Source organism: Pseudoalteromonas prydzensis (assembly GCF_001661495.1).
GTDB lineage: Bacteria > Pseudomonadota > Gammaproteobacteria > Enterobacterales > Alteromonadaceae > Pseudoalteromonas > Pseudoalteromonas prydzensis.
Map to the genome: position 1 here is coordinate 471158 of NZ_BDDT01000002.1, position 15947 is coordinate 487104.

General features: G+C 41.7%; 15 protein-coding genes and 5 tRNA genes. 16 read left to right on the plus strand and 4 right to left on the minus strand.

The window, feature by feature from the left end:
* The first annotated feature begins 1 nt into the window (after position 1).
* Together A7968_RS06470 and A7968_RS06475 are read left to right on the plus strand one after the other, a co-directional pair.
* Positions 2–736, plus strand: coding sequence for an ABC transporter ATP-binding protein (locus A7968_RS06470; RefSeq protein WP_064665749.1), 735 nt, complete (start codon positions 2–4; stop codon positions 734–736).
* Positions 733–1872 (plus strand): ABC transporter permease, encoded by a 1140-nt coding sequence (locus A7968_RS06475; RefSeq protein ID WP_064665750.1) that lies wholly within the window; start codon positions 733–735, stop codon positions 1870–1872. Before A7968_RS06470 ends, A7968_RS06475 begins: the two co-directional genes overlap by 4 nt.
* A 51-nt stretch (positions 1873–1923) precedes the next feature.
* On the opposite strand, the gene A7968_RS06480 is transcribed toward A7968_RS06475, so the two are convergent.
* A complete protein-coding gene (locus A7968_RS06480) occupies positions 1924–2622 on the minus strand; it encodes a class I SAM-dependent methyltransferase (RefSeq protein WP_064665751.1) in 699 nt (232 codons plus the stop codon).
* A gap of 150 nt (positions 2623–2772) precedes the next feature.
* On the opposite strand from A7968_RS06480, the gene A7968_RS06485 reads away from it, so the two are divergent.
* A complete protein-coding gene (locus A7968_RS06485) occupies positions 2773–3177 on the plus strand; it encodes an Rrf2 family transcriptional regulator (protein ID WP_064665752.1) in 405 nt (134 codons plus the stop codon).
* A gap of 11 nt (positions 3178–3188) precedes the next feature.
* Here the strand turns inward: A7968_RS06485 and A7968_RS06490 are convergent, their stop codons facing one another.
* Positions 3189–3599 (minus strand): hypothetical protein, encoded by a 411-nt coding sequence (locus tag A7968_RS06490; RefSeq protein ID WP_064665753.1) that lies wholly within the window; start codon positions 3597–3599, stop codon positions 3189–3191.
* 26 nt (positions 3600–3625) lie between these two features.
* On the minus strand, positions 3626–4147 hold the full coding sequence (fldB, locus tag A7968_RS06495) for a flavodoxin FldB (RefSeq protein ID WP_064665754.1): 522 nt from the start codon (positions 4145–4147) through the stop codon (positions 3626–3628).
* Between the two features lie 80 nt (positions 4148–4227).
* Here fldB and xerD point away from each other — a divergent pair, with 80 nt between their 5' ends.
* The 13 genes from xerD to A7968_RS06560 all read left to right on the plus strand — a co-directional run bounded on the left by xerD (position 4228) and on the right by A7968_RS06560 (position 15026).
* Positions 4228–5181 carry a site-specific tyrosine recombinase XerD gene (xerD, locus tag A7968_RS06500; RefSeq protein WP_227008891.1) on the plus strand — a complete coding sequence of 318 codons (954 nt, stop codon included), beginning with the start codon at positions 4228–4230 and terminating at the stop codon, positions 5179–5181.
* Between the two features lie 65 nt (positions 5182–5246).
* On the plus strand, positions 5247–5975 hold the full coding sequence (gene dsbC, locus A7968_RS06505; RefSeq protein ID WP_064665755.1) for a bifunctional protein-disulfide isomerase/oxidoreductase DsbC: 729 nt from the start codon (positions 5247–5249) through the stop codon (positions 5973–5975).
* 74 nt (positions 5976–6049) lie between these two features.
* A complete protein-coding gene (gene recJ, locus A7968_RS06510) occupies positions 6050–7771 on the plus strand; it encodes a single-stranded-DNA-specific exonuclease RecJ (RefSeq protein ID WP_064665756.1) in 1722 nt (573 codons plus the stop codon).
* Positions 7772–7902: 131 nt separating this feature from the next.
* Positions 7903–9001, plus strand: a protein-coding gene (prfB, locus tag A7968_RS06515) for a peptide chain release factor 2 (protein WP_167542958.1) whose coding sequence is annotated in 2 segments (ribosomal slippage) — positions 7903–7977 and positions 7979–9001 — 1098 coding nt in all. Because the reading frame shifts where the segments join, the coding sequence is not laid out codon by codon here.
* A 26-nt stretch (positions 9002–9027) separates the two neighbouring features.
* Positions 9028–10563, plus strand: a complete 1536-nt coding sequence (lysS, locus tag A7968_RS06520) for a lysine--tRNA ligase (RefSeq protein WP_064665758.1) — start codon at positions 9028–9030, stop codon at positions 10561–10563.
* A gap of 274 nt (positions 10564–10837) precedes the next feature.
* The gene (locus tag A7968_RS06525; protein WP_064665759.1) at positions 10838–11020 is read left to right on the plus strand and encodes a hypothetical protein; all 183 of its coding nucleotides are present in this window, start codon (positions 10838–10840) and stop codon (positions 11018–11020) included.
* Between the two features lie 129 nt (positions 11021–11149).
* A tRNA-Ser gene (locus A7968_RS06530) sits at positions 11150–11242 on the plus strand.
* Between the two features lie 37 nt (positions 11243–11279).
* A tRNA-Arg gene (locus tag A7968_RS06535) sits at positions 11280–11356 on the plus strand.
* 486 nt (positions 11357–11842) lie between these two features.
* Positions 11843–11919 (plus strand) — tRNA-Arg (locus tag A7968_RS06540).
* Positions 11920–12012: 93 nt separating this feature from the next.
* Positions 12013–12089, plus strand: a tRNA-Arg gene (locus A7968_RS06545).
* A gap of 134 nt (positions 12090–12223) precedes the next feature.
* Positions 12224–12300: transfer RNA gene (locus A7968_RS06550), tRNA-Arg, on the plus strand.
* Between the two features lie 544 nt (positions 12301–12844).
* Positions 12845–14179 carry an alpha/beta fold hydrolase gene (locus A7968_RS06555; RefSeq protein WP_157586659.1) on the plus strand — a complete coding sequence of 445 codons (1335 nt, stop codon included), beginning with the start codon at positions 12845–12847 and terminating at the stop codon, positions 14177–14179.
* Positions 14154–15026, plus strand: a complete 873-nt coding sequence (locus tag A7968_RS06560) for a hypothetical protein (protein WP_064665761.1) — start codon at positions 14154–14156, stop codon at positions 15024–15026. Before A7968_RS06555 ends, A7968_RS06560 begins: the two co-directional genes overlap by 26 nt.
* On the opposite strand, the gene A7968_RS06565 is transcribed toward A7968_RS06560, so the two are convergent.
* Entirely contained in the window at positions 15019–15909 is an 891-nt protein-coding gene (locus tag A7968_RS06565; RefSeq protein ID WP_084448063.1) for a YeeE/YedE thiosulfate transporter family protein, read from the minus strand. The two genes, A7968_RS06560 and A7968_RS06565, sit on opposite strands and share 8 nt — an antisense overlap.
* Positions 15910–15947 lie beyond the last annotated feature (38 nt).

The following is a 15947-nucleotide window of genomic DNA, read 5'->3' on the forward strand; positions in this document are numbered from 1 at the left end:
GATGATTAAAGTAACCAACCTAAGTAAGAAAATTGGCGACGTTAATGCGCTAAATGGTTTAAGTTTTACTGCACAGAACGGCAAGATCACCGGCCTTCTAGGGCCTAATGGCGCAGGTAAAACCACCTGTTTGCGCACCGTGTTTGGACTGTTAAAGGCAGATAGCGGGTATGCTGAAATTGATGGCATTGATGTTGCCAAAGAACCGATGGCAGCAAAACAAAAGCTTGGCTTGTTCCCGGATCCGTGTGGTTTATATGAACGATTAACACCAAGGGAATACATTAGTTTTTTTGCCCAGTTAAGTGGCCTGAGCGCAAGAGAGGCTAAGCAAGCAACAATAGATGTAATAAATAAATTAGCTATGAATGATATTGCTGATCGCCGCTGCCAAGGTTTTTCGCAAGGGCAACGAATGAAAACCGCCTTAGCGCAAGCCGTGGTTCATAACCCATCAAACATTATTTTAGATGAACCAACTCGCGGCCTTGATGTAATGAGTACCCGTATATTAAGAGAGCTGTTGCTGTTACTGAAAGCGCAAGGACACTGCGTGTTATTTTCATCGCATGTTATGCAAGAAGTTGCAGCACTGTGTGACCACGTGGTGATCATGGCTAATGGTCAAGTGATTGCTCAAGGGTCAGTGGATGAGCTATGTAAACAAGCAGGTAAAGAGACATTAGAAGAAGCATTTGTCGCTTTAATTGGCAGCGATGAGGGGATTGCAGCATGATTAATTTATTAACAGTGTTATTTAAAAAGGAACTGATGGATGCCAGCCGTGATAAACGTTCGGTAATGGCGGGGCTGTACTATGCGATAGGTACGCCAATCGCTATCTGCTTATTAATGAGTGTGTTATTACAACAATTAGCATCGCCTGAAACACTAAAAATTAATATCGAAAATGCTAATCGAGCACCAGGGCTTATTGCTCACCTTAGTAGCCGTGATATTGTTGCCAGCACTGACGCTGACGAACGTAAAGCCATTACCTTATCAATCAGTGAAGACTATCAACAAAAGATGAGCGAAGGTCGCCCAGCAACGGTAACGCTTATTGCCGATAAGTCAGATGATAAGTTGCGCAAATATATCAACCAAGTTGAAAAGGCAATGGCGTTGTATAGCTCTGAAATAGCCAGTCTGCGATTAGTTTCTCGTGGTGTGGATCCAAACTTGATGCGTGCACTCGCGATTGAAGTGCATGATCAAGCAACCCCTGATTCTAAAGGTGGCATGATTTTAGGCTTTGTGGCATTTACGCTTATTTTAGCGTTATTTTATGCGGCGATGAATTTAGCAATTGATACCAGTGCCGGCGAGCGAGAGCGTAATTCGCTATCGTTATTGTTAAGTCATCCATTACATAGTTTGCATATTGTGCTTGCTAAAGTTGGCGCTATCACGACGTTTTCGATGTTAGGACTGGGAGTAATTTTAGTGGTCTCTAAGTTTTCGTATGCAATGGTACCTTGGCAGCAAATGGGCTTTAGTATCACTATTACCCCTGCATTTATGTTATTTAGCATTGCAATATGTCTACCGATTGCATTGATGTCGGCAAGTTTGCAAGTGTTTGTATCGTTTATGGCTAAGTCATTTAAAGAAGCGCAATCTTACGTCACTATGGTGCTATTTATCCCGATGGCGTTAAGCATGATAACGACTTATGATATTGCCACAGACAAGGTGCAGTGGTTGCCGATAGCAGCGCAGCAATTTGCTCTGATGGAATTTATAAAAGGTAATCCTATTCCAGTTCCGCAGTTATTGTTATCAACACTAATCACATTGGTATTATGTGCAGCCTTTAGCTTTTTAAGCGCGCGAATGTTGAAAAGTGAAAAAGTAGTGTTTGGTTTATGATTGTGAATTAGCAAATTAATAGATTAGTAAAGCGACCTTGCGGTCGCTTTTTTAGTTCGCTCGTTTTGCTAAAAATGCATGGATCATTCCAGCTTGATAAAATTGTAAAGGGGAATCAAATCCGCCAGTTTCAATAATATTTGCCACTTGAGTAGGTGCAAGCACTGCAACATCATTGTTATATGCTGCTTTTATTTTGTTTATTTCATCATTGGAAACCTCAGCCATCGACATAATGCTTAGCCATAAATTAAGGCTGTCATCATAGCTTGCAGACTGCTTGTCAAAAGCAAGATCAGAGCTGACGAGCAAGCCGTGAGGTTTTAGCTTATCTGCAATTTGCTTGAAGAATGCAATTCGCTCATCAACATTAAGAATAAAATGAGAAACTAACAAGCAGCTTGCAGCATCGTATCTTTGCTCAAGTTCAAGGGTTTCTAAATAGCCTTCATGAAACGTACAACGAGTACTGAATCCAGCTTTTTCAACCTCTTGACGACAAACATTGAGCATTTGCGAGGAAGGTTCGACGGCTGTAAAGTGCCAATCGGGAAACTGTTGAGCTAAATAAATCAGTTCTTTTCCGGTCCCTACGCCGATACATAAAAAGTGAGCGTGTTGGGGGAGTTTGGCAAAAATTGTGTTCAAAAAGAAATGTAACCCAGTATTGATTGGCGACATTTTCTGCCATTGTTGATCATAATTAACTGCTTGTTGATCAAATAGTGTTTTCAGTTCATCTTTATTCATTACCACTCCTTCACTGCTTTAATATGAAAACCGACTAGTTTAAATCAAGTGTAACCTTTGTTGTTACACTTAAAAGAATAGCATGCATTTTATTTAGATGTAACAATATAAGTTACATTTAATGTAATTTGTTTTTTTGGAAACTGAATTATGAGAAAAGACAGTCGCTTGTCACGTGTATTGCATATTCTGGCTCATTTAGCTGTGAGCAAAAATGCAATGACTTCTACCGAAATAGCAAAGATGCTAACAACCAACCCTGTAGTTGTTCGCCGCACTATGGGGTTACTGCGAGAGTATGGTTATGTGCAATCTAGCAATGGTCGTAGTGGGGGGTGGGTGCTTGCTCGGCCATTAAATGAAATGACTTTGTTAGATATTCACCAAGCACTTGGTACGACGACATTGTTTACAATTTCTTTGGAGGATGAACATTCAAGTTGCCCGATAGAAAAGTCAATTAATGCACACTTAGGGGATGTACTTGATGACGCTGAATCTTTGATACTGACCCGCTTTGGTGAAATAACCTTGGATGTTTTACTTAAATTATAAAATAGCTAGTATTAGCAAAGCTGTTTTACCTCATCAAGTTTGACGTGTTCTACCGCAGGGTCGGTTAGTAACTTTTTAAACACGCTAGCCGCTTGCGATTTTTCAATATTGGCGCTGCTAAAATTAATGATTTTGAACTGCCGCTTGATGGTTATGCCCGTAATCAAATTAAGCGGCTGTTGATGCTTGATTAGCACCGGTAGTACTGTTTTTGTATCATCGTATTTTGCTAAAGCAAGTTTTGATACGTTAAATAAATCTTTAGCGAGTTTACCTGCATTAATAAATGGCACGACCGTATCAGGTATAAAGAATATATGCCCAAGTCGGTCACAGCTTTGGCTCCCTACACAGTTCAGGGGCGTTACTATGTTATTACTGAACTCGATAACATCGCCATTGATCAAAGTAAATTGTGCCATTCGTTGCCTTATAGTTACAGCGAGGTTTATAGCGTCTCGCTGTACTCGGTCATGATTTGTTCAACCCAGTTGGCTATTCGCTCATCACTGTGTTCGTATTGGCTGTCTTCATCAAGCGCTAAACCAACAAAGTGTTTGCCGTCTTCGGTGAGTGCTTTCGAGGCTTCAAATTCATAGCTACTGTCATTAGGCCAGATGCCTAATAAAGTAAATTGTTGGTCGCTTATTTCGTCATGCAACATGCCAAGTGCATCCTGAAACCACTGGCCGTAACCTTGTTGGTCACCCATGCCAAATAAAGCGATGGTTTTGCCATTGAGGTCAACATCTTTAATGTCATCCCAAATAGATTCCCAATCTTCCTGTAACTCACCAAAATCCCATGTCGAGATACCAAAGATGATAAAGTCGTAATTCTCTGCGTTTTTTAATGGTTCATCTTTGATGTTATGCAGGCTGACAATGTCTTGACCGATAATATCGCGGATTTTTTCTGCCGCTATTTCTGTATAGCATGTGGTAGAACCATAAAATAAACCAATTTGCATCGTATTTATCACTGTGTATTTGCCTGATATGATAGGCTGAAGTTTACCGTAAGGTATTATTAATTGATACCTTGATAACTATGAGAATAACTGTGACCACGTTACCTGATCATAAGTCATTAGACTCAGCCAATACAGATCACGACGAATTACTCAGTAATAGTGATTACCTTGAGTCTTTTTTAGATAACCTCTATTTAGAACAACACGTAAGCGATAATACGCTATCAGCCTATCGTAGTGATTTAGATAAATTTTGCCAATTTTTAGAAGGCCAAGATCTATTGACAGTCTGCGCTCAAGATATCGAAAGTTACTTAGCTCATCGTGTTGATTTAGGTTTAAAGCCACGCAGCACCGCGCGTAGTATTAGCGCATTAAAGCGTTTTTATCAGTACTTTGTGCGCGAAAAACACATTACCGATTCGCCAATGGTGAATATTGCCCAGCCTAAAGCGGGGCAGTCACTGCCGAAAACTTTGTCTGAAAATGAAGTGGAAGCATTACTTGCAGCCCCGAATGTTGAAGAACCAATGGGGCTACGTGATAAAGCCATGCTCGAATTGTTATACGCCACAGGATTGCGGGTGAGTGAATTAGTAGGGCTGCGTATGGAGCAAATTAATTTGCGCCAATCGGTGGTGTTTGTAAAAGGTAAAGGCAACAAAGAGCGTTTAGTGCCGCTTGGCGAAGAAGCTATGTATTGGCTGGAGCAATTTTTAAAAGTAGGCCGTGCGCAAATGATCAAACATGCCACCGATTTTGTGTTTCCGTCAAAGCGTGGAGTAGGCATGACACGACAAACTTTTTGGCATCGTATTAAACACTATGCTATTTTGGCAGCAGTTGAATCACCTTTATCGCCCCATACGTTGCGTCATGCGTTTGCAACACACTTATTAAATCATGGTGCGGATCTCCGGGTTGTGCAGATGATGTTAGGGCATAGTGATTTATCAACCACACAAATTTATACTCATGTTGCTAATGAAAGGTTAAAATCGGTACATCAGCAACATCATCCGCGCGCTTAGTGAGAATTTTTTCGTACTTCGGCGGTCTGAATAGTTAAGAATTATCAGGATATAAGAGAACAATTATGAAAAAGTTAGTATTAGCCGGTGCAATGTTAGGCACCAGTTTAAGTGCGTTTGCCAATGGCGTAGTAGCCATTCCTGATGCCAATGATCCCATTGTCACTAAATTTGCGGAGCTTGGCGTTACCGTTAAGCAAATTAACCCAAGCCCAGTGGCAGGTTTAAAAGAATTGATCACCGATAAAGGGGTGCTTTATGCAAGCGCAGATGGTCAATACTTAATGCAAGGCACCTTGATTGATCTGAATAATCGTAATAATTTGACTGAGCAAGCGCTAAACGGCGTGCGTAAAGAAGGTTTAGCGAAATACGAAGATTCAATGATTGTCTACAAAGCTAAAAATGAAAAACATAGCATCACCGTGTTTACCGACATTAGTTGTGGTTATTGCCGTAAATTACATCGTGAAATTGATGACTTACTTGAAGCGGGTATTACAGTTAAGTATTTAGCGTTTCCACGTGGTGGCTTACAGGGCTCGGGCTATGCAGATTTAATGAATGTATGGTGTGCTAAAGATCAGCAAGAAGCGATGACTGCAGCTAAATCAGGAGCAGATACTAAAGTAATGTCTGGCTGCCATGCACCTGTGGCAGAGCATTATCAGCTTGGACAAAGTTTTGGTATTAGTGGCACACCAGCGATTATTTTAGAAGATGGCACGCTGATCCCTGGTTATCAACCAGCAGCAGCATTAGCCGCTGCATTAGAAGCGAATAAATCATCATAACGATGTGTTTTTTATAAAAAGGCCGTTAAGGCCTTTTTTTGTCTTTATTCTTTAATTAAAAGTACCGCGTCTGCATGAAGAAATTAATTGTTGCCCGTGATCATTGTGATGACTCACACCTACCAAATCATTTACACCCAGTTATTAAACAAATTTATGCTAGCCGCCGAGTAAACCATGCTGATGAGCTGGACAATAGCGCAGCGACGTTACACGACTTCAAATTATTTAAAGACATAGATAAAGCCACCGCTTTACTACAAGAGGCATTACACACGCAAAGCAACGTACTGATTGTTGGCGATTTTGATGCCGATGGCGCAACCAGCACGGCCACCTTAATGCAAGGTTTAGCGATGTTTGGCTTTGCTCATTTAGATTATTTAGTGCCAGATCGATTTAGCCTTGGCTATGGTTTAAGCCCTGCGCTTGCCGAACAAATAGTGACGATGGCGCCAGATCTCGTGATCACCGTAGATAATGGCATTTCTTGTATCGCTGGCATCGCGATAGTAAAAGCCGCAGGCATTAAAGTGTTGGTCACTGACCACCACTTGCAAGGTGAACAACTTCCCAATGCTGATGCCATTGTCAACCCAAACCGCCATGATTGTGACTTCCCTTCAAAATCAATTGCAGGTGTTGGTGTCGCGTTTTATTTGTTGATAGCTTTAAGAAGTGCATTGCGAGATGCGGGTTACTTTAATTCGCAGCCAATGCCAAACTTAGCTGAATTACTCGATATTGTGGCCCTTGGCACGGTTGCTGATGTAGTGGCATTAGATGCTAATAACCGCACTTTAGTGCATCAAGGCTTAGCACGTATTCGCAGTGGCAAAACTCGCCCTGGTATTACCGCGTTAATCGAAGTGGCTAATCGTAATGCCGCTCGTTTAAGTGCCAGCGACTTTGGTTTTTCATTGGCACCGCGACTAAATGCCGCAGGGCGATTAGACGATATGAGTTTAGGTATAGCCTGCTTACTCGCCACAGATATTAACCAAGCAAGGCGCATTGCCAGTGAACTAGATAGTTTAAATGTTGAGCGCCGTGAAATAGAGCAGGGCATGCAAGTAGAAGCGCAAGCGGTATTAGACAAGCTTGCCTTTAGCGATGAGCAAACGCCTGATGCTATCTGTTTATATCAAGATGATTGGCACCAAGGGGTGATAGGTATTTTAGCGGGGCGCTTAAAAGAAAAGTACCACCGACCTACCGTAATTTTTGCTGGTGGTGATAATGGCGAAATTAAAGGCTCTTGTCGCTCGATTGAAGGCTTGCACATGCGGGATTTACTCGAGCGTTTAAATACCTTGCACCCGCATTTGATCAGCAAATTTGGCGGACATGCTATGGCAGCGGGACTGAGCATTAATGAGCAGCACTTTAACGAGTTTAAACGTGAGTTTGAACAAGCCGTTAGTTCGCAGCTAAGCGAAGAACATAAGCGCTGTATTATTTTAACTGATGGGGAGCTTGCTGATGATTGCTTCAGTATGGAGTTTGCAAATGTACTCAAACAAGCAGGTCCATGGGGGCAGCAATTTCCTGAACCTGTCTTTGAACACACCTTTGAACTAGTACAACAACGCATTGTCGGGGAGAAACATCTTAAATTAGTGCTTAAGCATCGCTCAGGGCGCTTAGTCGATGCCATTGCTTTTGGTGTGGATGTGCGTGCGTGGCCAGATACTGAGGTGCGTTTTGTCAAGCTAGCTTACCAACTCGATATCAATGAGTTTCGAGGCAAGTTTTCGTTGCAGCTGATTGCCAGAGAGCTGCAAAAAGTGTCATAAAAAATATTTATTATCAGTGCATAAAATACTAATAAAACGCACGGTTTTTTGTTAAAATCGGGCGTTTTTACTATTTAAAGAATTTTATGGGCGATTTGACGCTCGTAATCAGCCATTTTGGAGTAAGGTACATGTTTGAAGTGAATCCTGTGATTAATCAAATCAAGGAAATTCGCGAACGTACTGAATTGCTTCGGGGGTACCTTTGACTACGCTCTTAAACAAGAACGTTTAGAAGAAGTTAACGCCGAACTTGAAGATTCAGCCGTATGGAATGAGCCAGAACGTGCGCAAGCGCTTGGCCGCGAAAAGTCAGCACTAGAGGCCGTTGTTGAAACTATCGACAACCTAGTCAGTGGTACTGATGATGTTGAAGGGTTGTTAGAGCTTGCAGTCGAAGCTGAAGATGAAGACACCTTTATCGAGGCGCAAAGTGAACTTGAAGATCTCAATGGGCAACTTGAAGGCTTAGAGTTTCGCCGTATGTTTTCAGGCCCACATGACGCAAATGATGCGTACCTTGATTTACAATCAGGCTCTGGCGGCACTGAAGCGCAAGACTGGTGTAACATGTTATTACGCATGTATTTACGCTGGGGTGAAGCCAAAGGCTTTAAAGTTGAGCTAGTCGAAGCGACAGACGGTGATGTTGCCGGCATTAAAGGTGCAACCGTGCGCTTTGTTGGCGAATACGCCTATGGCTGGTTACGCACAGAAACAGGCGTACATCGCTTAGTACGCAAAAGCCCGTTTGACTCAAGTGGTCGTCGTCATACCTCGTTTGCTTCAGCATTTGTTTACCCTGAAATTGACGATAATATCGAAATCGATATTAATCCGGCTGATTTACGTATTGACGTATACCGTGCATCAGGTGCCGGTGGTCAGCACGTTAACACCACCGAATCAGCGGTACGTATTACTCACGTGCCAACCAATACCGTAGTGCAATGCCAGAACGAACGTTCACAGCATAAAAATAAAGCACAAGCGATGAAACAGTTAAAAGCGAAGTTATTTGAACTTGAGTTACAACAGCAAAATGCTGAAAAGCAAACTCAAGAAGACGCAAAATCTGATATTGGTTGGGGTAGTCAAATTCGTTCATACGTACTTGATGATTCGCGCATTAAAGATTTACGAACTGGTGTTGAAAACCGCAATACGCAATCGGTACTCGACGGTAACTTAGATAAATTTATTGAAGCCAGCTTAAAATCTGGCCTATAACCACCAAGCTAAAAAAGAGCTAAAAAATGACTGATCAAATCCAAGACGAAAATAAGTTAATCGCTGAGCGTCGTGGCAAATTAGACGCTATTCGCGCCAATTGCCCAGCCAACGGTCATCCAAATCAATTCCGTCGTGAGCATTACACGGCAGACTTACAGGCCGAGTTTGGTGATAAGAGTAAAGAAGAATTAGTAGAGCTTAACCATGTTGTGTCTATCGCGGGTCGTATCCTTGCTAAACGCGGACCATTCTTTGTAGTGCAGGACATGAAAGGCCGTGTACAAGCCTATGCGTCTAAAGATGCGCAAAAAGACTTGAAAGAAAAATACGGTCAATTAGACACTGGCGATATCATTGGTGTGAAAGGTGCGCTTAATAAATCAGGAAAAGGCGATTTATACGTAGAAATGACTGAGTATCAATTACTGACTAAGTCACTACGTCCGTTACCTGAAAAATTCCATGGTCTGTCGGATCAAGAAACTAAATATCGTCAACGTTATGTTGATTTGATCACTAACGAAGCAACCCGTGAAACGTTCCGTATTCGCTCGCAAGTGGTTGAAGGTATTCGTCGTTTCTTAGCTGATCGTGACTTTATGGAAGTTGAAACGCCAATGCTACAGGTAATTCCTGGTGGTGCATCTGCGCGTCCATTCGTGACTCATCACAATGCACTTGATATTGATATGTACTTACGTATTGCACCAGAGCTTTACTTAAAACGTTTAGTGGTAGGTGGCTTCGATCGCGTATTTGAAATTAACCGTAACTTCCGTAACGAAGGGTTATCAACGCGTCACAACCCAGAATTCACTATGATTGAGTTCTACCAAGCATACGCTGATTACATTGACTTGATGAATATCACCGAAGACATGCTACGTACAGTTGCTACTAACGTACTGGGCAGCCCAATTGTGGTTAACACCACTAAAGATGAAAACGGTGAAGTGGTTGACTCAGTAGAGTATGACTTTGGTCAACCGTTCACGCGTTTGAGCATGGCGGATGCAATCTTAAAATATAACCCAGAGTTTGATGCGGCTGTATTCAACGACCCAGAAAACCATTTTGAAGAATTAAAAGCGTACGCTAAACAAGTGCATGTTAAAATTCCTGAAAACTGTGTATGGGGCCCAGGTAAGTTTTTATGTGAAATCTTTGAAGAAACCGCAGAACACATGCTAATTCAACCGACTTTCATTACTGGTTACCCGTGGGAAGTGTCACCACTTGCTCGTCGTAACGACGAAAACCCATTTGTTACTGACCGTTTTGAGTTTTTTGTTGGTGGTCGTGAACTTGCAAATGGTTTCTCTGAGCTTAATGATGCACAAGATCAAGCTGAGCGCTTTACTCGTCAAGTTGAAGAGAAAGATGCAGGGGATGATGAAGCAATGCATTACGACGAAGATTACATTCGCGCCTTAGAATATGGCTTACCGCCAACAGCGGGTGAGGGTATCGGTATCGATCGTCTGGTTATGTTGTTTACTGATTCATCAACGATTAAAGATGTTATCTTGTTCCCGCATATGCGTCCACAAGCTGACTAAGTCTATCGCTACAAAATTGTTTTTAAAACGCCGCTCTTTTTTAGCGGCGTTTTTGTATCTGCAATAAACAATGTCAACATTACGGATTATCGTTATCCGGAAGTTTTAATTTAAGGTATTGAATTAACTAGTAATAAATAATTAATTCTAAAAAAGTAAAAAATCAACAAGCATTATTTTTAAGTTTAGCTAAACTAGGGGAGTTAAAAAGTAGAATAAAGCATTGTTTTTTCATAAAATGCCAATCTAAAGGACTTATATAAACGGATTTTATATGAAAGATAAAAAACCTGAGTTACCCAATAACACATTTAGCACAGAGCAACAAAGAGAAGCCTATTATCGAGCATGCATTGCCGAGTTTCAGCAATTAGGTTATCAAGATCAATACCTCGAACAATTAAGCGATGAATTGGTACCTGTATTAGGTGTTTCTACTGATGTTAAAATTCCATAATATGATTAATTATCAAGCAAGACTGATTCTTTTTTAGCGCTTATGGGCGTTCTCTAACCATACAGTCACTTTAAACAAGAAAAGTGTTTGACATATTTTCTGAAATCTTTATTATACGCCCCACAAGACGGAGAGGTGGCCGAGTGGCCGAAGGCGCTCCCCTGCTAAGGGAGTATAGGGTTTGTAGCTCTATCGAGGGTTCGAATCCCTCCTTCTCCGCCATTTATTTTATAAATGGTTATCTTGTAACGTAAAGAATGGGCGCATAGCTCAGCTGGATAGAGTACTCGGCTACGAACCGAGCGGTCGGAGGTTCGAATCCTCCTGCGCCCACCACCTTTACACACTCTGTTTAGAGTATAAATAAACAAGTAAAATTGGTTGGTATTAAAAGCCATGCGGTCGGAGGTTCACTCTTTGAAGATACGTCCTGCGCCCACCATCTTTACACACTCTGTTTAGAGTATAAATAAACAAGTAAAATTGGTTGGTATTAAAAGCAAAAGCCATGCGGTCGGAGGTTCACTCTTTGAAGATACGTCCTGCGCCCACCATCTTTACACACTCTGTTTAGAGTATAAATAAACAAGTAAAATTGGTTGGTATTAAAAGCAAAAGCCATGCGGTCGGAGGTTCACTCTTTGAAGATACGTCCTGCGCCCACCATCTTTACACACTTTGTTTAGAGTATAAATAAACAAGTAAAATTGGTTGGTATTAAAAGCAAAAGCCATGCGGTCGGAGGTTCACTCTTTGAAGATACGTCCTGCGCCCACCATCTTTACAAACTCTGCTTAGAGTTTAAATAAGTAAATCAAAAGTGGGCGCATAGCTCAGCTGGATAGAGTACTCGGCTACGAACCGAGCGGTCGGAGGTTCGAATCCTCCTGCGCCCACCACTTTTGACACTTACTTAGGGTATGAATAAGCAGTAAAAATTAGTTATTGCACACTAATATGTCAGATAAGACATTAAAATCGAAATAGAATGTGGGCGCATAGCTCAGCTGGATAGAGTACTCGGCTACGAACCGAGCGGTCGGAGGTTCGAATCCTCCTGCGCCCACCACTTTCTATTAGCGTTAATTTATAAAGAGCCCGACACATGGTCGGTTTTTTTATCTTTAAAATCCGTAATAAGCTTTGTTATTAATTAGCTTAATACGTCAGTCAAAGTAAGACTTTAAAATCAAAATAGAATGTGGGCGCATAGCTCAGCTGGATAGAGTACTCGGCTACGAACCGAGCGGTCGGAGGTTCGAATCCTCCTGCGCCCACCACTTTCTATTACTATTTAAGTTAATAGAAGACAACCGACGACAGTCGGTTTTTTTATGCCTAAAATTTGCTGTAGGCTCGGGTTTATCCCGCGATTGTTAAAATGGGACCACCAACCTAGCGGTCGAAGGTTCACTCTTAGAAGATACGTCCTGCGCCCACCACTTTCTATACATTTACAGAACGATGTAAGAAAGTATCAACCGACGACAGTCGGTTTTTTTATGCCTGAAATTTACCGTAGGCTCGGGTTTATCCCGCGCTTTTAACTATAAAATTACCAATCGAACGGTGGTAAGAACTTACTGAACAATTTAAATCATTAGGTTTGTCGCTCAACTATTAATTTACCTATGTTAGCGAAAACGATACACTTTACTTATTGTTATTTATAAAATTATTGACCTCTTGCGCTATATATATTTGTTCTTATTGTTGAGCTACATATTGCCACTATCGGTATCGGCTCAAGATTCATCACAGAGTGATCAGCTCTCAGCAGTTAAATCTGTTCTTATACAACCTTTGAGTGACAAGCAACGGCAATTGCTTAAATTTAAGTTCGAACCAGCACAAAACTGGCGTTTTAGCTATTTTAATGAAACCGTATTTAATTCAAAGATGGTAGTGTTAGAAGCCGGTAACAAAGCTAATCCGCCATTACTGTTAGTGCATGGTCTCGGTGAGCTTGCGATGCAAGATTGGTTCTCGGTGATCCCGACACTTGCCGATAATTATTATGTAATTGCTGTAGATCTACCAGGCTTTGGTAATTCAGAGTCACCGCAAGGGCGTTATTCACCTCATAATTATGCTGCGGTTGTGGCTCAGGTAGCTGAGCTTTATAGCGCGCGACCTGTTACTGTGATTGGCCATTCGATGGGCGGCGCGGTAAGTTTGTCGTTTGCAGGTTTATATCCGCAACAAATTGATAAGTTAGTACTTGTTGATGCGGCTGGTGTATTGCAAAAGGTTGCTTTTTTAAAGCCGATCACAAATATCAAGATCGAAGATTCGTGGTTGCCAAAATTTGTACGTACTAAGCTCGCGCAACTCAATGATTTCACTACAGGCTTAATTGAACTTGGGGCAATTGACTCTTATTTTAGCGATTTACTGCAGCGCAGCGATAGTACTTGGAATGCATTAATGGGCGAGCAACCAAACATGAATGCAGCACTGAGTTTAGTAGAGCAAGACTATAGCAATATTGTTGCAAACTTAAACACGCAAACGTACATCATTTGGGGTGAGCGAGACAATATAGCGCCGCTTAGAACAGCGAAGGTGTTGCAGCACCGACTAGCCAACAGTGAGCTGATGACAATAGCGCAAGCCGGTCACGTACCAATGAAAAGCGCAACAGATGAGTTTTTAGCGTTACTTAACCATGCACTCGAAAAGCCGATAGAGGCTGGCAAACAACCATCACATGAAGTGGTGATGCAATCACAATTAAACTGTAAAGAGCGACACAGCCAAACGTTCTCTGGGCACTATAAAAAAGTGTTTATTTCAGGCTGTAATAATATTTTACTCAAAGATATGACCGCACAATCAATAGCGATCACTGATTCATTGGTGCGTTTGGAAAACATAACTATTACTGATAGCGACCTTGGATTAGAAATTGTTGATTCCGTTGTTGAGGCAACCAATGTGACTATTAATGCGCGAAATGGCGTAAAGCTTGATGGAGCCCGTTTTGATGGCGCTGGTGTGGAGATAAACGCAACTGCATCGGCAATGATGGTAAAAACGAAGAGTAATATCATTTTTTCATTAAGTAAAATTACCAGTGCCCACTTTCAAGGCAATGTTCATCAAGCCTTTGAACTTCAAGATAGGAACGTAGATGATTACCTTCAACAATCTCACTAAAGTTGTTGTATTTGCAGGTTTAAGCATTACTTTAATTGGCTGTCGCTCAACCAAAACAGAACAACAGCAGTACCATGATCTTCAAGATGGTATCTTTTACGGTGCTTATTATGGTGTCTCTACTGCCAGCGTCGATACTCTAGCTTACACGTACAACACTGTGCAGGAGTTGCAGGAAAGCGATAATGAACTGCTTGAAAGTATTGATCCTGCAATAACTCATGCTACTTTAAGTTTCCTTATTGGCTTGGGGGTCAGTGCTGACTTCGCGGTTGCAGAAAGCGATTTGGCTTATAAAAAAGCTGATAATGCCAGAGCTAAATATTTAGCGTACTCGGCGCAGTCGCTGGCATTTTATAGTCAAGGGTGGCGTGATTTAGCAAAACAGCGGGCTGATATTATTAAACATGATCCTATGTTCAGCGTAGTGAAGAGCAGCTACCCAAAAGATCAATTAATTGCTTATTTGATTTTAGGTAGCAGCGCAGTGCATAACGGCGATCTAACTACAGCGAATGAGATGTTTACTATTATTGGTGAGTACATTGATAAACCGTGGTTACCGTCGGTGGCCAAAGCCGTAACATTTGCCTTTAACGGCTCATTTTTTAATGCTGTTGATATGTTGCAGGTGTTACTCACAGACCCAAGTTTAACGCAGTATGAGCGTGCAAAATTGGCTGAGCTTAAAGTCATCGCACAAAGCAGTTTATCAACAACGCAAAAACAACAGGCTATGGCTAATCTTGCTGATAACTTTGTGTTTGAAAAAATAAAAAGTAGCAGTAGTGGCTTATATCAGCAATATTTAACTGATTTGCAAAGTTACGCTAAAGGTATTATTTAGCTACTTGTCGCTGGCGCTGTTGATGCAGTGCCATCAGTTTCAATGCGAGCATAATACCGCCAATCATACCTAAACAGGCGAGTACGCCGCCGCTTGAAAGCGCTGGCATGGCAAATAGCACTTGTGCATCGTTACCTCCTAACGCCAGTGATGCGCCAATTCCCATTAATATTCCTGCGCTGCAATGATAGATAAATTGCTTTGTAGTGATGGCAATAAAAGAATGTTTATTACCAAAGCTCATACCAGTTAATAACAAGACAATGATTAAGTGCTCACTGAGTGTAGGCCATGAGCTAAGTTTAGGGTTACTGATAGTGTATGTAAGTGCTTGCAAGTAGTGGCTAGGTGACCACTCGGGACTCATTTGAGTCAGCAGGGTGCTGATCGCACCAAATAATAAAATAGTCAGAAAAATTCGTCGCTGCGGGTGAATAACAAACGTAATAAAAGTAATGACGCAAAGTGTGAATATCAACGGAGAAATTGCACATGGTGAGTAGTTGGTAACTCGATAACTAATCGATAAATCCAACGATACATTGGAAAAGATTAACCAGCCTACAGCCCAACCGAATACAGTAGCTAGCATGCGAATGTCACGTTGCGCAAGGCGGGTAAGGGTTGATACACTGCAACCTTGATTAAAACCCGCGCCTAAACCAAACAGTAACCCGCCAATAAAAAACAATAAGCTAGCGCCATACTGGGGCGGTGCAAACGTGTTGCGCGGGTTAATTGAAAATGGTATTAAAAACCAAAATGTTAGGCCGCAAACTAAAATTGCACTGAGCAAAGCTGGGCGTCCAGCCATAAGGGCTGATACACCTTTTACCATACATAAACCAGAGCGCTTAGCTAACGCACCAATCATAAATGCCATAGCAAGTGGCAGTAAAAATTCAAAATACGTAATTAGGA